At 66.8% G+C, this 19,326-nt stretch carries 20 protein-coding genes; 7 read left to right on the forward strand and 13 right to left on the reverse strand.

Going from position 1 to position 19,326, the window contains the following annotated elements; genetic code table 11:
* Positions 1 to 41: 41 nt before the first annotated feature.
* Both RCJ92_RS02040 and RCJ92_RS02045 read right to left on the reverse strand, forming a co-directional pair.
* Positions 42 to 887 carry a glutamate ABC transporter substrate-binding protein gene (locus RCJ92_RS02040; RefSeq protein ID WP_054821281.1) on the reverse strand — a complete coding sequence of 282 codons (846 nt, stop codon included), beginning with the start codon at positions 885 to 887 and terminating at the stop codon, positions 42 to 44.
* A 33-nt stretch (positions 888 to 920) separates the two neighbouring features.
* Positions 921 to 1,694: an amino acid ABC transporter ATP-binding protein gene (locus RCJ92_RS02045; protein WP_446753621.1), complete on the reverse strand. Its 774-nt coding sequence runs from the start codon at positions 1,692 to 1,694 to the stop codon at positions 921 to 923.
* 450 nt (positions 1,695 to 2,144) lie between these two features.
* On the opposite strand from RCJ92_RS02045, the gene RCJ92_RS02050 reads away from it, so the two are divergent.
* The 3 genes from RCJ92_RS02050 (at position 2,145) to RCJ92_RS02060 (ending at position 3,486) form a co-directional block, all read left to right on the forward strand.
* A complete protein-coding gene (locus tag RCJ92_RS02050; RefSeq protein WP_249354555.1) occupies positions 2,145 to 2,840 on the forward strand; it encodes an LOG family protein in 696 nt (231 codons plus the stop codon).
* A complete protein-coding gene (locus RCJ92_RS02055; protein ID WP_360028799.1) occupies positions 2,840 to 3,187 on the forward strand; it encodes a DivIVA domain-containing protein in 348 nt (115 codons plus the stop codon). The genes RCJ92_RS02050 and RCJ92_RS02055 overlap by 1 nt, the downstream gene beginning before the upstream one ends.
* Before the next feature lie 131 nt (positions 3,188 to 3,318).
* Entirely contained in the window at positions 3,319 to 3,486 is a 168-nt protein-coding gene (locus tag RCJ92_RS02060; RefSeq protein ID WP_138177414.1) for a DUF3117 domain-containing protein, read from the forward strand.
* Positions 3,487 to 3,588: 102 nt separating this feature from the next.
* Here the strand turns inward: RCJ92_RS02060 and RCJ92_RS02065 are convergent, their stop codons facing one another.
* The gene (locus tag RCJ92_RS02065) at positions 3,589 to 4,233 is read right to left on the reverse strand and encodes an O-methyltransferase (protein ID WP_138177416.1); all 645 of its coding nucleotides are present in this window, start codon (positions 4,231 to 4,233) and stop codon (positions 3,589 to 3,591) included.
* Positions 4,234 to 4,442: 209 nt separating this feature from the next.
* Here RCJ92_RS02065 and sigE point away from each other — a divergent pair, with 209 nt between their 5' ends.
* Positions 4,443 to 5,054, forward strand: coding sequence for an RNA polymerase sigma factor SigE (gene sigE, locus RCJ92_RS02070; protein WP_446753622.1), 612 nt, complete (start codon positions 4,443 to 4,445; stop codon positions 5,052 to 5,054).
* Positions 5,055 to 5,128: 74 nt separating this feature from the next.
* Positions 5,129 to 5,512, forward strand: coding sequence for a sec-independent translocase (locus tag RCJ92_RS02075; protein ID WP_138177418.1), 384 nt, complete (start codon positions 5,129 to 5,131; stop codon positions 5,510 to 5,512).
* Between the two features lie 131 nt (positions 5,513 to 5,643).
* On the opposite strand, the gene RCJ92_RS02080 is transcribed toward RCJ92_RS02075, so the two are convergent.
* The 4 genes from RCJ92_RS02080 to RCJ92_RS02095 all read right to left on the reverse strand — a co-directional run bounded on the left by RCJ92_RS02080 (position 5,644) and on the right by RCJ92_RS02095 (position 10,235).
* Positions 5,644 to 7,017, reverse strand: a complete 1,374-nt coding sequence (locus RCJ92_RS02080) for an 8-oxoguanine deaminase (RefSeq protein ID WP_138177420.1) — start codon at positions 7,015 to 7,017, stop codon at positions 5,644 to 5,646.
* A 153-nt stretch (positions 7,018 to 7,170) separates the two neighbouring features.
* Positions 7,171 to 8,274, reverse strand: coding sequence for an Mrp/NBP35 family ATP-binding protein (locus RCJ92_RS02085; RefSeq protein ID WP_446753623.1), 1,104 nt, complete (start codon positions 8,272 to 8,274; stop codon positions 7,171 to 7,173).
* Positions 8,271 to 8,879 carry a DUF1003 domain-containing protein gene (locus RCJ92_RS02090; RefSeq protein ID WP_138177424.1) on the reverse strand — a complete coding sequence of 203 codons (609 nt, stop codon included), beginning with the start codon at positions 8,877 to 8,879 and terminating at the stop codon, positions 8,271 to 8,273. Before RCJ92_RS02090 ends, RCJ92_RS02085 begins: the two co-directional genes overlap by 4 nt.
* A 105-nt stretch (positions 8,880 to 8,984) precedes the next feature.
* Positions 8,985 to 10,235 carry a magnesium transporter MgtE N-terminal domain-containing protein gene (locus RCJ92_RS02095; protein ID WP_138177426.1) on the reverse strand — a complete coding sequence of 417 codons (1,251 nt, stop codon included), beginning with the start codon at positions 10,233 to 10,235 and terminating at the stop codon, positions 8,985 to 8,987.
* A 134-nt stretch (positions 10,236 to 10,369) separates the two neighbouring features.
* Here RCJ92_RS02095 and RCJ92_RS02100 point away from each other — a divergent pair, with 134 nt between their 5' ends.
* On the forward strand, positions 10,370 to 11,287 hold the full coding sequence (locus tag RCJ92_RS02100; protein ID WP_446753624.1) for a general stress protein: 918 nt from the start codon (positions 10,370 to 10,372) through the stop codon (positions 11,285 to 11,287).
* Between the two features lie 131 nt (positions 11,288 to 11,418).
* Here the strand turns inward: RCJ92_RS02100 and RCJ92_RS02105 are convergent, their stop codons facing one another.
* Positions 11,419 to 12,966 (reverse strand): aminopeptidase P family protein, encoded by a 1,548-nt coding sequence (locus RCJ92_RS02105; RefSeq protein ID WP_446753625.1) that lies wholly within the window; start codon positions 12,964 to 12,966, stop codon positions 11,419 to 11,421.
* 65 nt (positions 12,967 to 13,031) lie between these two features.
* On the opposite strand from RCJ92_RS02105, the gene RCJ92_RS02110 reads away from it, so the two are divergent.
* Positions 13,032 to 13,877 (forward strand): PHP domain-containing protein, encoded by an 846-nt coding sequence (locus tag RCJ92_RS02110; protein ID WP_138177430.1) that lies wholly within the window; start codon positions 13,032 to 13,034, stop codon positions 13,875 to 13,877.
* Here RCJ92_RS02110 and RCJ92_RS02115 read toward each other — a convergent pair.
* From RCJ92_RS02115 to RCJ92_RS02135, 5 genes are all read right to left on the reverse strand, one after another.
* Positions 13,832 to 14,746, reverse strand: a complete 915-nt coding sequence (locus RCJ92_RS02115) for a DNA-methyltransferase (RefSeq protein ID WP_249354532.1) — start codon at positions 14,744 to 14,746, stop codon at positions 13,832 to 13,834. The genes RCJ92_RS02110 and RCJ92_RS02115 overlap by 46 nt on opposite strands.
* 51 nt (positions 14,747 to 14,797) lie before the next feature.
* The gene (locus RCJ92_RS02120; RefSeq protein ID WP_446753626.1) at positions 14,798 to 16,369 is read right to left on the reverse strand and encodes a DEAD/DEAH box helicase; all 1,572 of its coding nucleotides are present in this window, start codon (positions 16,367 to 16,369) and stop codon (positions 14,798 to 14,800) included.
* A gap of 256 nt (positions 16,370 to 16,625) precedes the next feature.
* A complete protein-coding gene (locus RCJ92_RS02125; protein WP_175419389.1) occupies positions 16,626 to 18,089 on the reverse strand; it encodes an RNB domain-containing ribonuclease in 1,464 nt (487 codons plus the stop codon).
* 120 nt (positions 18,090 to 18,209) lie between these two features.
* Positions 18,210 to 18,431, reverse strand: a complete 222-nt coding sequence (locus RCJ92_RS02130; RefSeq protein ID WP_138177436.1) for a DUF3107 domain-containing protein — start codon at positions 18,429 to 18,431, stop codon at positions 18,210 to 18,212.
* A gap of 86 nt (positions 18,432 to 18,517) precedes the next feature.
* Positions 18,518 to 19,141, reverse strand: a complete 624-nt coding sequence (locus RCJ92_RS02135) for a TetR/AcrR family transcriptional regulator (protein ID WP_138177438.1) — start codon at positions 19,139 to 19,141, stop codon at positions 18,518 to 18,520.
* Between the last annotated feature and the right edge of the window lie 185 nt (positions 19,142 to 19,326).

Here is a 19,326-nt window from a genome sequence, read left to right on the forward strand (position 1 = left end):
GAACCGAAACACGGCACCACGTCGTTAGTGCGCTGGCCTGACTAGCTGCAGGCCTCGAATTCGGTCGGCGGGTTCAACTCGGCGTTCGGCTTGTAGCCGGTGCCTTCGGTGTTGGCGTTCAGCGCCTTCTCCCACTCGCCCTCATCGATCATTTTCTTGATGGCGGTGTTGATGTCCTCGCACTTGTCGTTTTCCTTGTTCAGGCCCACGCCGTAGGGCTCTTCGCTGAACGGTGCGCCCACGACCTTGAACTTGCCCTTGTTCGCCTCGGTGGCGGCCAAGCCGGCCAGGATGATGTCATCGGTGGTGATCGCGTCCACCCCACCGGTCTCCAGCAGGCCCAGGCAGTCGGCGTAGCCCTGCTGCTCGACCAGATTGACGCCCGGGATGTCCTTCTTCACGTTTTCGGCCGAGGTGGAACCGGTGACCGAGCACAGGTTCTTGCCATCGAGCGAGTCCTTGCCCGTGATCGTGGAATCATCGGTGCGCACCAGCAGGTCCTGGCCGGCCACGAAGTACGGGCCAGCGAAGGCCACGCGCTCCTTGCGGGCGTCATTGATGGTGTAGGTCGCGAAGATCATGTCGACCTGGTTGGTTTCCAGCAGGGTTTCGCGGTTGGCCGAGGGGGCGGAGACGAACTCGATGTTGCCCTCGTCGTAGCCCAGCTCCTTGGCGACGTACTTGGCGACGTCCACGTCAAAACCGGTGTACTCATCGCCTTCCTTGAAGCCCAGGCCCGGCTGGTCGAACTTGATGCCGATGCGCACCTTCTCGCCGCCACCGTCGCCGCTTCCGGCGTCATCGGAGCCCGATCCGCCGCATGAGGTCAGGGCCAGGCCTGCCACCGCGGCCATGGCGAGAATCGAACCGAAACGTGTCTTACGCATGATGTTCTCCTACTTGTGATGCGGGTGTGTGTATCAGTGGTTGGTGATGAGCTTGCCAAGGAAGTCCTTGGCCCGGTCGGTTTGCGGGTTGGTGAAGAAGTCGTTCGGTGCGGCCTGTTCGACGATCTTTCCGTCAGCCATGAAGATCACCCGGTCCGCGGCCTTGCGGGCGAAGCCCATTTCGTGGGTGACCACCAGCATGGTCATCCCCTCCTTGGCCAGGGTGACCATGGTGTCCAGCACCTCGTTGATCATTTCCGGGTCCAGCGCACTGGTCGGCTCATCAAAGAGCATGACCTTCGGGCGCATGGCCAGTGCGCGGGCGATGGCCACACGCTGCTGCTGGCCGCCGGAGAGCTGGGCCGGCAGCTTGTTGGCCTGGTTGGCCACTCCCACCCGCTCAAGCAGCTGCATGGCCAGCTTCTCGGCTTCGGTCTTCTTCATACCCTTGACCTTGATCGGGCCCAGGGTGACGTTCTCCAGAATCGTCTTGTGCGCAAACAAGTTGAAGGACTGGAAAACCATCCCGACATCGGCCCGCAGGTTGGCCAGGGCCTTGCCCTCTTCGGGCAGGGTCTCGCCATCGATCTTGATCGTGCCGTCATCGATTGTCTCCAAGCGGTTGATGGCACGGCACAGGGTCGACTTCCCTGAGCCCGACGGACCGAGGATCACGACTACTTCGCCCTTGGTAACTTCAAGGTTGATGTCGTTCAAGACATGCAGGGCACCGTAATGCTTGTTGACCGCGGTCAGCTGAACAATCGGGCCGTCATATGAAGATTGAGTCGCAGGATCTCTTTTCATAGATTAGACATTAGCCCATGTGACCGGGGTAACGCGATACGAATCACACTCGTCCAGAAGTTGTTACCAAATGGTAACGCGCACGTCGCAGCGGGAATCGCGCAAATTCGGGGTGCAAAGGCGGGACCAGGCCGGTGCGCGGGCAGGCGCCTTGCGTGCCTGGGGTCCGAGCGATTCACGAAAGGTGAACCCAGTCTTAGCTGCCAAGGGCGGTGAAGGCATCCGCCAGCAGCGGAGTGGGTGTGGCGGCACCTGCCCTGGGGTAGGGGTGCGGCGCCGGATCGGGAGCAAGGGCGTCATTTGTTCGCTAACAGGATGCAATGAAGCAGCCCATAGTGGTGGCGGGACGGATAGAGTGAAGTCATGGCCCACAAAAGCAAGAGTGAACAAAACGCACGAGCCGGCAGAAAACTGCACGTCGAAGCCTCGTGGCCCGGCAAGACCCCGGGCATGCAGCTGGACCGCTACCTGCTTTCCGGGCCGCAGGAGGACTTCACCCACAATGACGTGTGGCGCGTGCTGCGGATTCAAAGCGAGTTCGTCTCCGGCTTCGGCACCCTGGCGGGGATCGGCCCGGCCGTCTCCGTTTTTGGTTCGGCCCGCACCGGGGAAGACAGCCCCTACTACCAACAGGCAGAGCGCATCGGACGCCGCCTGGCCGAAGCCGGACTGATCACCATCACCGGCGGGGGCCCGGGCATCATGGGGGCGGCGAACCGCGGCGCGAGCGACGCCGGGGGAGTCTCGGTGGGGCTGGGCATTGAGCTGCCCTTCGAAACCGGACTGAACCAGTGGGTGAACAAGGGAATCAACTTCCGCTACTTCTTCGTGCGCAAGACGATGTTCGTGAAGTACTCCCAGGGCTTCATCGTGTTGCCCGGCGGCTTTGGAACCCTGGATGAGCTCTTCGAGGCGCTGACCCTGGTTCAGACCGAGAAGATCACCAGCTTCCCCATCGTGCTGGTGGGGAAGGACTACTGGGGCGGCATGGTCGACTGGCTGACGAACGTGGTGGCCGAGGAGCGCTGCATCTCGCCGAAGGACCTGAACCTGTTCACCCTCACCGATGACCCGGACGAAGCGGTTGACGTGGTGATCAGCGCGCTGATTGATGCAAACTCCTCGCATAACTCGGAAGGGATCTGATGTCCTTCCTGCTGGTGGCGCTGGCGATTGTGCTGTGTGGTGCGGCGGCGTTCTACCTCAGTGCGCTGCGCCGTCCGGCACGCTCCGCGGGGCGGCGCTTCGAGGTGCCGCGCGAACCGGTGGCCGGCCTGATTGAGCCCGAGGCGTCACTGCCGCCGGTGCTGCTGCCCGATGAACCCTCGGCCCGCGACGTGGATGCGGTGCGTTTTTCCATTGGGCTGCGCGGCTACCGGTGCGACCAGGTGGACGACGTTCTGGATCAGCTCGCTGCGCGCATCAACCGGCTGGAGAATAAGATTCATGACATCGAGTCGCGGCGTGTGATTAGCGACACGGGCGAAAATTAGGAATAATGGAGAGTATAGAGTCTCCAAATCAACAAGGTAATCCCAGCTGATTGAGCGGACTATAGGACGGCTCGGGCGTTGAACCGGTATGCGGTTGAACGTTCCGGTCACTGACGAAGGGAACAACGTACATGGCGGCGATGAAGCCACGCACCGGTGATGGGCCAATGGAAGTCACCAAGGAAGGCCGAAGCTTGATCCTGCGCCTGCCCATCGATGGCGGCGGTCGCCTGGTGGTCGAATTGAATGCAGATGAGGCCACCGAGCTGCGTAATTGTCTGGTAAACGTCACTGAATAAGGATTCTCAGGGCCGGCATTCGCCGGCCCTTTGGTCTGTCACCAGCCCGTCGCGCACCCGCCGCGGCGGGCGGCCCCGTTCCTCCTGCGTCCTACGGACGTACTAGTGCTTGGCTGCCGCGATGAACAAGCCCTGCTCGGTGGGCAGCAGGTGGCACAGCAGGTTCGGGTCCTCGCGCAGCATCCGCATGGCATCACGCATGGCCACCGTGGAGGCCTTGCGCACGGCTGGCTTGGCCAGGCGGTGCTCGTCAAAGGCGTTGCAGATGATGATGACCCCGCGCTTGCCGATCAGGCGCTTGGCCTCGGCGACGTAGTCCAGCAGGTTCTCGTGCTCGGCATCGATCAGCACCATGTCGTACGCTCGATCGGTGAGCCGGCCCAGTACCGTGGCGGCGCGTTCGGTGATGATGCGCGCCCGGGCGCCCAGCACCCGGTCCTCGCGCAGCGCCTCGCGCAGCGCCCCCACGTTCTCCAGGTCGCTTTCGATCACGGTCAGGGTGCCGTTGGTTCCCATGCCGCGCAGGATCGACAGGGAGGCGACCCCGACCCCGGCGCCGATCTGCACTGCGTTGCGGGGGCTGTAAAGATTGGAGAGCAGCTGCAGGATGGACGCGCCGGCCGGGTCGATGGTGTGCGCTCCCAGTTCGCTGCCGCGCTCCCGGGCGCGGGTCATGACCTCATCTTCGGTCACGGCGTTCTGGGCATGGGTCCAGCTGGCAAACAACTCGGTGTTCATCGACGGCATGTGGGTGCGTTCCTCATTCCATGAAAATGGCGGCCACCGTCCATCGTAGCGCTCTTTGTCACAGAACCTTGAAGTCCCGGCGCTGATGCGATCGCGGGCGTTCCCCGCAGTGGCTTAACCGGGCCGGGGCGTGCTGCCCAAGGACAACTGACGGCTTCAGCGCAGTGGATTCTTAGCTTGTGCTCAGCTGGAGAGCCGAGACTTAATACGTGAGCACTACACGCAACGAACTCGCCGCCCCCGCCGATCCCGCACCCACGTGGGATGCCATGGTGCGCGAACATGGGGATCGCATCTTCCGCCTGGCCTACCGGCTGACCGGTAACCGCCAGGACGCGGAGGACCTGTCCCAGGAAGCGTTCGTGCGCGCCTTCAAGGGCCTGGAGAACTACACTCCGGGCACCCTGGGCGGCTGGCTGCACCGCATCACCACCAACCTGTTCCTGGACGGGGCGCGCCGCCGCTCCAAGATCCGCTTCGACCGTTTCGCCGAAGGGGCCGAGGACCGTTTGGAAGGCACCGCGCCGGGCCCCGAACGCGGCTTTGAACTGAACAACCTGGATGTGGACGTGCACAGCGCCCTGAAGGCGTTGGCGCCGGAGTTCCGAGCCGCGATTGTCCTGTGTGACCTGGAGGGGTACTCCTACGAGGAAGTCGCCAACGCCCTGAACGTGAAACTGGGCACGGTGCGCTCACGCATCCACCGTGGACGGGCGATGCTGCGTGATGCGCTGGCACACCGCAACCCCGCCAACACCAAGGCCCCGCTGACGGTTTCGCTGCCGCGCATCGCCGGCAAGATCATGCCCAGCGCCAGCTAGCACGCCGGGGCACCGGCTCTCGACACGGCAGCGCGCTTAGGCCGATGCCCGGATGACAGGGTAATCTTTCTATCGTGGAGTTTGCAGGTATCAACGGTAGCGAGTTCGTCGTTTTGGCGATTCTCGCGGTGGTGATCTTGGGCCCCGAAAAGCTTCCCGAGTACGCCCGGAAACTGGCGAACCTGGTCAAGGAACTGCGCCGCATGGCCAACGGGGCCAGGGAGCAGCTGCGGGAGGAAGTGGGCGACGAAGTCGCCGACATGGACTGGAAGAAACTGGATCCGCGCCAGTACGACCCGCGGCGGATCATCAAGGAAGCCCTAGTCGACGAATTCGATGAGGCGGTCACCGCCGCAAAATCCGCCCCGGCCGCCCCGATCCGCAAATCCGTGGCCCCGGCGGCCACCGACCGCCTGGCCCCGGGGGAGCCGGCCCCCTTCGACGACGAGGCCACCTAGCCTGGAGGCTTCCCCCAACGACACAATCCCCTGCCCCGGTATGAGTCCGGCAGCAGGGGATTACTTGTTCCTAAAGCCCGACACCGGTTCGCTGCCGGTAAAGGGCGAACCGGCATCCGGCCGGAGAACGGCTAGCTGTACTGGATTACCGGGGTGGACAAATCCACCAGCGCCCGCGCGTGGCGGCGGTGCTCATGGATCAGCGCCGGCAGGTCCAGTCCCGGGATGGCACCGTCCAGCACCCGCCACCGCCCGGCGACCATGACCCGGTCGGCCTTGTCCGCACCGCACAGCAGCAGGGCGGCCAACGGGTCGTGGCTGCCCGAGAAGCGCAGCTCATCGGTCTTGAAGAACGCCAGGTCCGCCTGCTGGCCCACCGCGATGCGGCCAATGTCCCGGCGTCCCAGCACCCGCGCCGACCCCTCGGTGGCCCAGCGCAGCGCGCGTTCCACAGGTACGTCCGCCCCGTAGCGCAGCCGTTGCAGGTACAGGGCCTGACGGGCCTCCAGGATCATGTTCGAGCCGTCGTTGGAGGCCGAACCATCCACGCCCAGCCCAACCGGGACCCCGGCCTGCTCAAGCTCCAGCACCCGGGCAATGCCGGAGGACAGGCGCATGTTCGAGGTGGCGCAGTGGGCCACGGCGGTGCCCGCCGCGCCCAGCTGGCGGATCTCGGCGTCATTGAAGTGGATGCCGTGCCCCAGCCACGTGTGCGGTCCCAGCCAGCCCACGCTGTCCAGGTAGTCCAGTGGCCGCAGCCCGAACCGGCTCAGGCAGAACTCCTCCTCATCCAGGGTTTCGGCCAGGTGCGTGTGCAGGCGCACCCCGTAGTGCCCGGCCAGGCGCGCGCTTTCGCTCATGGCCTGGGTGGTCACCGAGAACGGGGAGCAGGGGGCCAGGGCGATCTGGATCGTGGCGCCCTCCCCGGGCTCGTGGTAGGCCTCGATCAGCCGCTGGCTGTCGGCCAGCACCACATCCAGCTCCTGCACCGTGGACTGGGGCGGCAGCCCTCCGTCATCCTCTCCCAGCGTCATCGACCCGCGGGTCAAGGTGGCGCGCATCCCAAAGTCCCGCACCGCGGCGACCTCAATGTCAATGGATTCATCCATGCCCGCCGGGAAGAGGTAGTGGTGGTCGGCGGCGGTGGTGCAGCCCGAGAGCAGCAGTTCTGCCAGCGCCACCCGCACCGCGGCGTCCAGGGCTTGTGGGGTCAGCCGCGCCCACACCCGGTAGAGGTTCTGCAGCCACGGGAAGAGCGGGGCGTTGGCCGCCGGTCCCCAGGCGCGGGTCAGGGTTTGGTAGAAGTGGTGGTGCGTGTTGACCAACCCCGGCGTGAGCACATGGTTGGCCGCGTCAAAGACCTCGGTATACGCGGTGGTGGGCTGCGCCCCGCAGGGGACCAGTTCAATGATCAGATTGTCCCGGACGACGATGCCGTTGCCGGCATCGGTGTCGCTGAGGATGCCTTGCGGGTTTTTGATCCAAAGGGTGCTCGGGTGCGGCATGGCCGACATTCCTTTCGTTGAAAAAGTAAAATGCCAGCTCAGTTTGCCTGTCTGCTGATCCAGGACGCCGCAGCGTGCTTAGGACATTAGCAGCGCCGCGGCGCCGGGGCAAGACGCTGCGCGATGCCGGTCCACCCCGTGACCGGCCGCGGACTACACGTTTAGCGGCAGCGAGCGCCCGGCCAGGCCACGGGGCCGGTGCACCAGGGTGCGGGAGATCTGCCGCAGCCGCCGGGACACCTCCGCGTCCGGGTCAGAGAGCACCACCGGCACCCCGGCGTCCGAACCCTCGCGCAGGGATTCCTCCAACGGCAGCTGCCCCAGCAGCGGCACCGGGTAGCCCAGCTGTTCACCCAGCGAGTCGCTGAGCACCTGGCCGCCGCCGGAGCCGAAGATTTCCATGCGTGTGCCGTCCGGCAGCTGCAGGTAGCTCATGTTCTCCACCACGCCGATGACCTTCTGCTGGGTCTGCAGGGAGATGGTGCCGGCCCGCTCGGCCACCTGGGTGGCGGTGGACTGCGGGGTGGTGACCACCAGCAGCTGCGAGTTCGGCAGCAGCTGGGAGACCGAGATGGCGATGTCCCCGGTGCCCGGGGGCAGATCCAGCAGCAGCACGTCCAGGTCCCCGAAGTACACGTCGGACAGGAACTGCTCCAGCGCCCGGTGCAACATCGGTCCGCGCCAGATTACCGGCTGGTTTGAATCCAGGAACATGCCGATGGAGATCACCTTCACCCCGTGGGCGACCGGCGGCAGGATCATCTCATCGACCCGGGTTGGGTTCTGCCTGGTGCCCATCAGCGCCGGGATGGAGAACCCGTACACGTCGGCGTCGATCAACCCGACCTTCAGCCCGTCCGCGGCCATCGCCGTGGCCAGGTTGGCGGTGATTGAGCTCTTGCCGACCCCGCCCTTGCCGCTGGCCACGGCAATGACCCGGGTCAGGGAGTTCGGGTCGGAGAACGGGGTGCGCCGTCCGGCCAGCGAGTCGCGCAGTTCCTTGCGCTGTTCCGGGCTCATGACGCCCAGCTCAAGGTCCACCTGGCTGATCCCCGGCACGCTGAGCGCCGCGGCGCGCACGTCGGCCTCGATGGTGGAGCGCATCGGGCAGCCGGCGATGGTCAGCAGCACGGTCACCCGCGCGGTGTTCCCCTCCACGCTGGCGTGGGGGACCATGTTCAGTTCGGTGATGGATTTGCGCAGTTCCGGGTCGATGACCTTGGACAGTGCGGTGCGCAGCTGCTCGTTCGTGCTCACTTGCCACCTTGGCTCTCATGCGGGCCGGGGCCCTGGTCGATTTGCGGGATCAGGCCGGTGTGCTGGGCCGGCTTGCGGCGCGGGTTCTTCGCCCGCAGGTGCAGCTCCTCACCCTCGCTGGTTTCCAGCAGCTCCTCCAGCACATTGCGCAGCTCGGAGCGCACATAGTCGCGGGTGGCCACATCCTGCATGGCCAAGCGCAGGCTGGCCAGCTCACGGGTGAGGTATTCGGTGTCGTACAGGTTGCGTTCGGCCCGGGCCCGGTCCTCGGTGAGCGAGACCCGGTCGCGGTCATCCTGCCGGTTCTGGGCCAACAGCAGCAGCGGGGCGGCGTAGGAGGCCTGCAGGGAGAGCATCAGGGTCAGCGCGGTGAAACCCAGCGCGGCCGAGTCAAAGCGCCAACCGGCCGGGGCCCAGGTGTTCCAGATGAGCCAGAACGCGCAGAAGATGGTCATGTAGACCAGGAACTGCGGGGTGCCCATGAAGCGGGCGAACTTTTCGGTGGTGGAGCCGAAGGCGTCCGGGTTCGGGCTGAATCGGGGCAACAGCCTGGCGCGGGCCGACATCGGGGTGTCCAGGCCGGTGGCCTGACGCTGCTCTGGCATGCGTGTTGCTCCTTCGATCGGGAACGCGGTCCGCGCTGCGGCGGCACCGGTTCGGACGGTGTGCGTGCGGTTCCCGGGCCGGGGCGGCACCGGGCCAAGCGTGGTCTAGTGCTGGCTGCGCCAGTCCTCGGGCAGCAGGTGGTCCAGGACGTCATCCACGGTGATCGCCCCCACCAGGCGGCCATCGGAGTTGACCACGCCCAACGAGGTGAGGTTGTAGGTGGCCAGGTGGCGCACGACCTCCGAGACGCTGGCGTTGTCCGGGATGGGTTCCAGCTCCTTGTCCAGGATGTCACCCAGCGGCTCCGGGGGAGCGGCACGCAGCAGCGCCTGGATGTGCACGGCTCCCAGGTACTTGCCGGTGGGGGTCTCCAAGGGCGGGCGCACCACGTAGACGGCCGAGGCCAGGGCGGGGGAGAGCTCCTCGCGGCGCACGGCGGCCAGCGCCTCGGCCACCGTGGATTCGGGGGTGAGGATCACCGGCACCGGGGTCATCACCGAGCCGGCGGTGCCTTCGGGGTAGGCCAGCAGGCGGCGCACGTCATCGGCCTCCTCCTTGCTCATCATGTCCAGCAGCTGGACCTTGGTGTCCTCGTTCAGTTCACCAAGCAGGTCCGCGGCGTCATCCGGGTCCATCTCCTCCAGCACGTCCGCGGCACGCTCCAGGCCCAGGGCGGAGAGGATCTGGACCTGTTCGCGGTCCGGCATTTCCTGCAGCACATCGGCCAGCCGGTCATCCTGCAGGTGGGCGGCGATCTCCAGGCGGCGCTTGGCGTTCATCTCATGCAGCGCGTCGGCGAAGTCCGCCGGCTTCATCTCATCGTGGGCCGCGACGAACGTGTCCGCGGATTGTGGCTCGTGGGCGCCGACCGGGATCACCTGCTCCCAGGAGACCAGCACCCGGTGGCGCCGGTTGCGGCGCAGGCCCAGCAGGCTGGAGCCCGGTTCGGCGCGCTGCACGAAGTACTCGTTGACCTCCCAGTCGCCCATCCGGGTCTGGATCAGGCCCACGTCTTCGACCACGCCGTGCCCGGTGCCGTCCCGGAAGGCGATCTTGCGGTCAAAGATTTCCGCGGCGATGAGGGTTTCGGCCCCGCGCTGCTGGAAGCGGCGCATGTTCACCAGCCCGGAACAGATGATCTGGTTCGCCTCCATGGACTGGATGCGGGTCATCGGCACGAAGACCCGGCGCTTGCCCGGGACCTCGACGACCACGCCCACACAGGATTCTGACTTCTTGGGCCCGCGGGAGACCACGACCACATCGCGCAGCCGGCCCAGCCGGTCGCCGAGGGGGTCAAAGACGTCCAGCCCCAGCAGGCGGGCAACGAAGATCTTGGAAACAGTGGAGCTCACCACCCCAGCGTATCGCGGTCAGCTGGTGCAACGGGGGCAATTGTGATGCGATTGCCCGGCGTGAAGCTTTCACCCTCAGCGATAGCTGGGCACCGTATGGGGGTTTGCACAGCAAATGCATGCACAATATAGGTATGACCCAGCCGCTTGGAGCCAATATGCAAAGTGCCGGGGGTTTGCCGCGGGGCGAACTGCTAGGCCGCTACACCTCATACCTTGATGCCCAGAAACTGGTGGACTATCTGGCCGACAATGACTTCCCGGTCTCCTCGGTCACCATTGTGGGCAATGACCTGCGTACCGTCGAACGGGTCACCGCCAAGCTCTCCTACCCGAAGGTGGCGTTGGCCGGTGCCGCGCAGGGCGCGATGATGGGCTTCTTCGTGGGCCTGCTGTTGTCCCTATTCAGTCCGGACGGCGGGCTCTACCAGATCCTTTCGGCGATCGGGCTGGGCATGGCGATCTGGATGATCGCCGGGGTGGTCAGCTATTCGATGCGCCGCGGCAAGCGCGACTTCGCCTCCTCCAGCCAGTTTGTGGCCACCAGCTATGACGTGGTGGTGGACTTCGCCAACGCGCAGAAGGCCCGCGCCCTGGCCTCGAAGCTGCCAATGCACCCGGGCCAGGCCCCGGCCGCCCAGCCGCCGGCCGCCCAGCCGCCGGCGCCGCAGAACCCTCCGGCCTCCACCGGGGCCACCGCGGCGGCCCCTGGTGCCCCGGCCGAACCGCAGGCCCCGTCCTCCGGTCCCAGCGGCACCTTCCCGGATTTGCCCGATGGGCGCCCGCGCTACGGGGTGCGGGTGAATCAGCCGCAGGCCGCGCCCGGCGCCGAGCAGCAGTCCGGCCAGGAGCAGCACCCGGAAGGCCAGGCCCCGCAGCACACCGAGCCCGGTGAACGCGACGAGAGCCAGGCCGAACCGGTGGTGATCCGCCCGGAAAACGAGGCAGCCCCCAGCGGCGAGCCACAGCCCGAATCCAAGCACCCGGGCAACCCAGGACATCCGGGGGAACCGGGCACCCCGGGCAGCGGACCGCAGAACGAGGGACGCTAGCTACCGGACACCGGCGCGCACCACGGCGTGCCACCCGGTTGCCGGTGAAAGACAAAGCGGTGGGCCACGGAAGGAATTCTTCCGTGGCCCACCGCTTTTCGCTGTCCTGCCCTGGCGTCGCGCCGGCCGGCTTAGCCGCGCAGCTTGGCCATCCAGGCCTCAACCTCATCCGGGTCGCGCGGCAGCGCCGCCGAGAGGTTCACCCCGCCCTCGGCGGTGACCAGGATGTCATCCTCGATGCGCACCCCGATGCCGCGGTACTCCTCGGGGATCGCCAGGTCCTCGTTCTTGAAGTACAGGCCCGGCTCGATGGTGAAGACCATGCCCTCCTGCAGCTCGGCGTCCAGGTAGAGTTCCGCGCGGGCCTGGGCGCAGTCGTGCACATCCAGGCCCAGGTGGTGGCTGGTGCCGTGCGGCATCCAGCGGCGGTGGTGCTGCCCCTCCGGGGAGAGCGCCTCCTCCAGCGGCACCGGCAGCAGGCCCCAGGAGTCCAGGTTCTCGGCCAGCACGCGGGTGGCGATGTTGTGCAGGTCGCGGAACTTCAGGCCCGGCTTCACCGCGGCGAATGCGGCGTCGGCGGCATCCAGCACGGCCTGGTAGATCTTGCGCTGCACGTCGGTGAACTTGCCCGAGACCGGCAGCGAGCGGGTGATGTCGGCGGTGTACAGCGAATCGGCTTCCACCCCGGCGTCCAGCAGCAGCACTTCGCCCTCGCGCACGGTCCCGTTGTTGCGGATCCAGTGCAGGATGGTGGCGTTGTTGCCGCTGGCGGCGATGGTGTCGTAGCCCAGTTCGTTGCCCTCGGCCCGGGCGCGGGCGAAGAAGGCGCCTTCGACGATGCGTTCCCCGCGCTGGTGGGCGATGGCCTTGTCCAGGCTGCGCACCACGTCCTCAAACCCCTCAATGGTGGCGGCTACCGAGTGCTTCAGTTCCTTGATCTCGTACTCGTCCTTGACCAGACGCAGTTCGGAGACGAATTCGGCCAGCTCGTTGTCCAGGGCGTCGGAGGCCTCAAGGTCCTGGCCGGTGTTGATGCGGGAGGTGTCCACCAGGGCCTCGACGTTCAAATCGACCTCGCGCACCAGGCGGATGCGGATGCCGCCCAGGGCCTGGGGGCCGGAGTTCTTGGTGATCGCCATTTCCAGCTGCTCCAGCCCCTCGGTGGGCATGCCGGTGCGGGCGGACATCTTGGACAGCGTGGGGCGCGGGCCGATCCAGAATTCCCCGGAGCGCGAGTTCAGGTAGAACTCGGTGGAGTCCCGTCCGGCCATGGGGGCGAAGTACAAGGTGGCGCTGTGGTTGCCGCCTTCATCCCCGGCGCCCTTGTCGGTGGGTTCCAGGATCAGCACGGCATCCGGCTCATGGTCCACACCCAGCCCGGTCAGGTGGGCGAAGGCCGAGTGCGGGCGGAAACGGTAGTCGGTGTCGTTGCTGCGCACCTTCAGCGGCCCGGCCGGGATGACCAGGCGCTCACCCGGGAAGCGCTCGGACAGGGCCTTGCGGCGCTGCGCGGCATAGCTGGCGGCCTCATCGGCGTCGGGCAGCTCGGAGTTGTCCGGTGCCCAGTTCGAGGCCATGAATTCCTTGAAGGCCCGCGAGGTGGGTCGCTGCGAGCGGTTGTTGACGCGGTCTTCCAGTGGTTGATCGTTGCCGGGGGTGTTCGATGCATCAGTGGTCATAGTTCCCATATTCTCACCTGCCGCCGGTGCGCACAAAGCGCGGGGCGACCGGATAGTCTAGAGCCATGCTGATCGACCTGCACGCCCATTCGAATATTTCCGATGGCACCGAACCTCCGGGCCAGTTGATTGATTCGGCGGTGGCGGCGGGGCTGGACGTGGTGGCGCTGACCGACCACGACCAGACCACCGGGTGGCACGAGGCGCGGGCGCGGGCCGTGGAACGCGGGATCGGGTTCGTGCCGGGGATGGAGATCACCTGCCATTCGCGCACCGGGATCAGCGTGCACCTGCTCAGTTACCTGCATGACCCGACCTACAAGCCGTTGCTTGATGAACTGGAGGTCACCCGCACCGCCCGCGAGTACCGGGCGCAGCGGATCGTGGGGCTGCTCTCGGAGGACTACCCGATCAGTTGGGAGCTGGTCCAGGAACACACCCAGCCGGGCACCACGGTGGGCCGCCCGCACATCGCCGACGCGCTGGTCACCGCCGGGGTGGTCGGCACCCGGGAAGAGGCCTTCGCCAGCATGCTCTCCTCCCGGTCGCGCTACTACGTCTCCCACCCGGCGGTGTACCCGGTGGACGCCGTGCGCCTGGTGCGCGAGGCCGGCGGGGTTCCGGTCTTCGCCCACCCGATGGCCTCGGCCCGCGGACGAGTGGTGCCCCCGGAGGACTTCGAGGAGCTGATTGAGGCGGGGCTGGCCGGTCTGGAGATTGACCACCGGGACAATTCCGAGCCCGGGCGCAAGTTCCTGCGCGAGTTGGCCCAGCGCCATGACCTGATCATCACCGGGTCCTCGGACTATCACGGGGCGGGCAAGCCGAACCGGCTGGGGGAGAACAGCACCGACCCGCAGATGCTTCAGCGGATCTTGTCCGCCGGCACCGGCTCCCCGGCCTCAATGTAGCGGGTTCCCTCGCCCAGGCGGGACTGCATGACCTCAATGGCCTGCGGGTTCTGGTCCACCAGCAGGAAGCGGCGTCCAAGCTTCGCGGCCACCGCGCCGGTGGTGCCCGAACCGGCGAAGAAGTCCAGCACCCAGTCATCGGGGCGCGAGGACGCGGTGATGATCCGGCGCAGGATGCCCTCGGGCTTCTGGGTGGGGTAGCCGGTCTTTTCCCTGCCGGTGGGCGAAACGATGGTGTGCCACCACACGTCGGTGGGCAGCTTGCCGCGTTCACGTTTTTCCGGGGTCACCAGCCCGGGAGCCATATAGGGTTCGCGGTCCACCTCGGTGGAGTCGAAATGGTAGGCCTTGGGGTTCTTCACATACACCAGGATGGTGTCGTGCTTGGAGGGCCAGCGCCGGTTGGTGCGCGCCCCATAGTCATACGCCCAGATCAGTTCGTTCAGGAAGCAATCGCGGCCGAAGATCTCATCGAGCAGCACCTTGACATAGTGCACCTCACGGTAGTCCAGGTGCACGTACAAGGTGCCGTCCTCCGCCAGCAGCCGGTGCGCCTGGACCAGGCGCGGGGCGATGAAGCTCAGATAGTCATCGAAGCGGTCCTGGTAGGAGCGCGCCTGGCCCAGCTCGGTGATGTAGTCCAGGCCCTTGAAGCCAATCCGGTCGCCTTCCCCGGCGGCGGCACGCACCGTAGTGCGTGCCGCGCGGGTCTGCTTGCGTCCGGTGTTGAACGGCGGGTCGACGTAGATCAGGGAGAAGCTGGCGTCGGGCAGCAGGCCGAGCACATGCTGGTTATCGCCGTGCACCACCGTGTTCGGACCGGCCGGGTCGAAGAGCGGTGGGTGTGCATCGAGCGTCGGCAGTGTCACGTGCGCGGTGTTCCTTCCATCAAAGCGTTGCTGCTGCCTGAGTCCGGCAGGCTAGTCGTCCTGCCGGGGAGCCGAGTCCTGGCTGCGGGTGCGGCGGCGGGTACGGCGCCGGCGCGGGGCGGTGCGCCCCTCTTCCTGGTTCGCGTCCCGGGTTTCGCGGTGGCGTTCGGCCTCCCGGGCCGGGCGGTCCTGCTTGCCCTTGGAATGCCCGTGCCGGTCCGCACCCTCGGCAGCGCGCGGGTTGCCGGAGGTGTCCTCGCGGCGGGTGCGCTGGCGGTTGCGCGAGGAGTTGCGCGAGCCCTCGGAGCGGGCGCGGTGCGGCTCCCCGCCGTCGGCGGTGGTCTGCTTGGCCCGCGGCAGGCGTCCCTTGGTGCCCTTGGGGATGTTCAGGTCGGCGAAGAAGTGCGGGGAGGAGGAGTAGGTTTCCACCGGCTCGGGCACGTTCAGCCCCAGCGCCTTGTTGATCAGCGACCAGCGCGGCACCGAGTCCCAGTCCACGAAGGTCACCGCGATGCCGGTGTTCCCGGCGCGTCCGGTGCGCCCCACGCGGTGCAGGTAGGTGTTCTCGTCATCCGGGCACTGCAGGTTCACCACGTGGGTGACGTCGTCCACGTCGATGCCGCGGGCGGCCACATCGGTGGCCACCAGGATCTCAACCTTGCCGGAGCGGAACGCCTTCAGCGCCTGTTCGCGCGCTCCCTGGCCCAGGTCCCCGTGCAGGGCCCCGGCGTTGAAGCCGCGGTCGATCAGCTCATCGGAGAGCTTGGCGGCCGACCGCTTGGTCTGGGTGAAGATGATCGTCTTGCCGCGGCCCTCGGCCTGCAGCAGGCGGGCGACCATCTCGTCCTTGTCCAGCGAGTGGGCGCGGTACACCAGCTGGCGGATGTTGCGCTTGGTGATCGAGTCGTCGCCCGGATCCGCGGCACGGATGTGCATGGGACGGGACATGTAGCGCCGGGCCATGGTGATCACCGGGCCGGGCATGGTGGCGGAGAACAGCATCGCCTGGCGTACCGGGGGCAGGGCGGCCAGGATGCGCTCCACGTCGGGCAGGAAGCCCAGATCCAGCATTTCGTCGGCCTCGTCCAGCACGACGGTGGCGATCTGCTTCAGGTTCAGCACGCGCTGGCGGTTCAGGTCGATCAGGCGCCCGGGGGTGCCCACCACCACGTCGGTGCCGGCCTTCAGGGCCGCGATCTGCTCCTCATAGGGACGCCCACCGTAAATGGTGGTGACCCGGACGCCGGCGTGCCGGGAGGCCTGGGCCAGGTCCGCGGAGACCTGCAGGGCCAGTTCGCGGGTGGGGGCCACGATCAGTGCCTGCGGGGCGCCGGGGAATTCCAGGCGTTCGTAGCCCTCATCGGATTCGCGCACCACGCGCTGCAGCGCGGGGATGCCGAAGCCCAGGGTCTTGCCGGTGCCGGTCTTGGCCTGGCCGATGATGTCATTGCCGGCCAGCGCGACCGGCAGGGTCAGCGACTGGATCGGGAAGGGGTGAATGATGCCGGCTTCGGAGAGCGAGGCGACAATGTCCTGGCGCACATTGAAGTCGGCGAACGTCTTGGGTGCTTCTTCAGGCGCCGCGGCGGCGTCCTGGGTGGTCGTGTCAGTCACGATGTCCATATTCTCGTTTCACGTTGGCGTCCCGGCCTGACCTGGGCCTCCGGCGAACGGTGCCCGGGAACGGTGTCCCGGCGGGCAGGGGAACGCGGTCCAGCGGAGCCGATCGCTACATGCACCACCGCGACGTAGTGGCGGTGGGGGATGGTGACCGCTGGGAAGTCACCACGAAAACTGTTGTCTCTCGTTTAGCGCGGCGCGACCGGGCATCCTAAATAACTTTGTCCTTCTAGCATATCGGGTTTTGCCCCCGGACGTCTCATGGTGTGACTTTGCTCGCCACCTGGCTGAAACGGCAGCGCCGGGTCAGCGGGTCGGCCTCCTCCAGCCGCACCGAGACCAGGCTGGCGGCCGGAGCGCTGCCGGTGAAGGATCCGGTGATTGCCTCACCGAGCAGCTGGACCTGTCCGGGACGGAGCTTGCCCTGGCCATTGGCGGTTGCGGCGGTAAGCACCACCGCGTCGAAGTGCTCACCCACCCGGTGCTGCAGCACCCAGGCCTCGATCAGGGCGATGCTGGCCCGCCCGGCCGCTGCGGCCTCCGCGGAGCTGGTGCGCATCAGCCCGGGCAACTCTTCCAAGGCCTCCAGCAGTGGCTGCGGGATGGGACGCTGCCGGCACAGCAGGTGACAGGTGAGCAGCACAAAACGGTCCACCAGGCGGCGCAGCGGCGCGGTGGCGTGCGCGTAGGGGGCGGCCAGTGCCGCCTGCACCAGCTCGGTGTCGGGTTGGCCGTTGATCACCTGATAGTCGGCGCCGCGGAAGAGCGCGGCCGCCCGATGCATGAGCACCAGCTGGGCCGGGTCGCAGACATCCAGGGTGCGCAGGAACTGCCCGTAGTCCAGGTGCTCCTCCCAGCGGTGGCCCAGCACCCGGCTTTGCATCCGGAACTCGGCCAGGTCCTCGGGCCGCGGCGGCGGCATGGTGCGCAGGATCCCCACCTTGTGCTGCAACATCAGCTCGGCGGCGGCCATCCCGGTCAGCAGTGAAATCTGGGCGTTGTAGTCCTCCACCGGCAGGGGAGTGCGGCTGACCAGCGTGTAGTTGCCGTGGGCGTCGACCTGAACATCCTGTTCGGGCAGGTTCAGGCTGGCCCCGCGCCGGCGGGCCTCCTGGCTGATGCGCAACCTGCCGATGCGCTGCAACAGCACCAGCTGCGCATCAGGGGCGCCGGCATCCAGCTGCTGCTGGGCGGTGAGGTAGTCTCGCTTGGCCCGGGAGCGGATCATGGAGCGGTGCAGGGCGGTGTGCCGCAGTTGGCCCTCCGCGTCCAGGTCCAGCACCCAGATGAACGCCCGCCGGGGGCGCCCGGGCAGCAGCGAACCGTGATCCTCCCCAATCACCTCGGGATGCAGCGGGATGCGCCGGTGCGGCAGGTAGATCGTCTGCCCGCGTTGGCGGGTGGCGGCGTCCAGCACACCGCCCAGCTCCACCAGGGCCGGCACATCGGCGATGGCGTAGTGGATACGGTACCCGGTGGCGGTTTCACTCAGGTGCATGGCCTGGTCCAGGTCGGTGGAGGTGGCCGGGTCCAGGGTGAAGAAGGGCAGATCGGTGTGATCTTCGGGGGCCGGGGCCAGTTCGGCCACAGCGCGTTCGGCGGCGGCGAGCACCGGGGCGCTGAAGGGCCCGGGCAGCTGGAACTCACCCTCCAGCTGCTCAAGCAGCTGTTGCAGGGTGGTGCTGCGGACAGGGGCGGGGACTTGGACCTGACGATTGAACACAAGCCCAGCATAATCACCGGCGCTGGTGCCAGTCATGGAAAACGCCGGTGGCCCCCGGCGCGCGGAACGCGGCGGGGGCCACCGGCAGGCCGGTCTGCGGCCGGCGAAAAAGATTGGGCGCTACTGGGCGAAGCCCACGCGACGCACCTGGTCCGGACCGATCTCGACGTAGGCGATGCCCGGAACCGGGACGATCACGTCGCGGCCCTTGTTGTCGGTCAGCCGCAGCTGCCCGCCGTCATTCAAGGCCTTGGCAACGATTTCGGAGATTTCAGCGTTGTCCTTGTCGGATTCGAGCACGACTTCGCGGGCGACATTCTGGATGCCAATACGGATTTCCATGGAGTTCTTGATCCTCTCGAAGGTTCATTGACTGCCCCGTGCGGGCGCCTGCTGCGCCCATACGCTGGACCTAGAACCAAATCTAGCTACTTTTCCTTCGGGAACCGCGCAATTCCGCGCCAAGCTAAAAGCGAGATCAATTCGATCGCCGTCTGCTGCGGCACGGCGCTGTCGGTGGTCGCCCAGTAGCGGGCGGAGACCTGGGAAAGCCCGGCCAGGGCCCGGCCAAGCAGGTTGCCCTCGTCCTCGGTGAGCGGGGTATCGGCCACTACCACCGCGGCGATGGCCTCCGAGAGCTGGGCGTTGAACTTCTCAATGCGTTCGGAGATCAATGGGTCGGCCAGCACATCGGATTCGAAGATCAGCCGGTAGGCCTGGGATTCACGGCTGATGTACTGGTAATACGTGTCGATCGTGTTGTAGACGCGCTGGCGGTTGTCATCGGTGGAGGAGATGGCGGTGTCCAGCAGTTCGGAGAATTCGGCCAGGTGCACGTCCAGCAGCGCGAGGTACAGTTCCCGCTTGCCCGGGAAATGCTGGTAGAGCACCGGCTTGGACACCTCGGCGACCTCGGCAATCTCATCCATGGACGCCCCGTGGTAGCCGTGGGCCACAAAGACCTGGTGGGCGGCGGCCAGCAGCTGGCGGCGGCGGGCCTCGCGGGGCAGGCGTTGGGTGCGTGTCCCCTTGCGTTCATCGGTACCCGACATCTCGTGCCTTTCAGCGTGGTGGCCCGGGCTCGCGGCGCCCCTGGTCAGGGGCAGGCCGGGAAGCCTCCTTGTGTGTAGTATTCCACGTTGCGTTGCAAAAGTGGCGCTCTTCGCGGTGGCCAGAGCCCTGAACGGGAGGGGCCGGCGAGGCGCGGCAACGCGGTGGGCTAGGCGCTTCGGGTGTC

Source organism: Glutamicibacter sp. BSL13, from assembly GCF_052928425.1.

Excerpts from the sequence above, each read along its gene's own strand:
- RCJ92_RS02100 (WP_446753624.1), top strand. The coding sequence starts at position 10,370 with ATGACCCAGCCGCTTGGAGCCAATATGCAAAGTGCCGGGGGTTTGCCG.
- RCJ92_RS02090 (WP_138177424.1), bottom strand. The coding sequence starts at position 8,879 with ATGCCAGAGCAGCGTCAGGCCACCGGCCTGGACACCCCGATGTCGGCC.
- RCJ92_RS02055 (WP_360028799.1), top strand. The coding sequence starts at position 2,840 with ATGTCCTTCCTGCTGGTGGCGCTGGCGATTGTGCTGTGTGGTGCGGCG.
- RCJ92_RS02080 (WP_138177420.1), bottom strand. The coding sequence starts at position 7,017 with ATGCCGCACCCGAGCACCCTTTGGATCAAAAACCCGCAAGGCATCCTC.
- RCJ92_RS02040 (WP_054821281.1), bottom strand. The coding sequence starts at position 887 with ATGCGTAAGACACGTTTCGGTTCGATTCTCGCCATGGCCGCGGTGGCA.
- RCJ92_RS02065 (WP_138177416.1), bottom strand. The coding sequence starts at position 4,233 with ATGCCGTCGATGAACACCGAGTTGTTTGCCAGCTGGACCCATGCCCAG.
- RCJ92_RS02050 (WP_249354555.1), top strand. The coding sequence starts at position 2,145 with ATGCAGCTGGACCGCTACCTGCTTTCCGGGCCGCAGGAGGACTTCACC.
- RCJ92_RS02130 (WP_138177436.1), bottom strand. The coding sequence starts at position 18,431 with ATGGAAATCCGTATTGGCATCCAGAATGTCGCCCGCGAAGTCGTGCTC.
- RCJ92_RS02110 (WP_138177430.1), top strand. The coding sequence starts at position 13,032 with ATGCTGATCGACCTGCACGCCCATTCGAATATTTCCGATGGCACCGAA.
- RCJ92_RS02120 (WP_446753626.1), bottom strand. The coding sequence starts at position 16,369 with ATGGACATCGTGACTGACACGACCACCCAGGACGCCGCCGCGGCGCCT.
- RCJ92_RS02060 (WP_138177414.1), top strand. The coding sequence starts at position 3,319 with ATGGCGGCGATGAAGCCACGCACCGGTGATGGGCCAATGGAAGTCACC.
- RCJ92_RS02135 (WP_138177438.1), bottom strand. The coding sequence starts at position 19,141 with ATGTCGGGTACCGATGAACGCAAGGGGACACGCACCCAACGCCTGCCC.
- RCJ92_RS02045 (WP_446753621.1), bottom strand. The coding sequence starts at position 1,694 with ATGAAAAGAGATCCTGCGACTCAATCTTCATATGACGGCCCGATTGTT.
- RCJ92_RS02105 (WP_446753625.1), bottom strand. The coding sequence starts at position 12,966 with ATGACCACTGATGCATCGAACACCCCCGGCAACGATCAACCACTGGAA.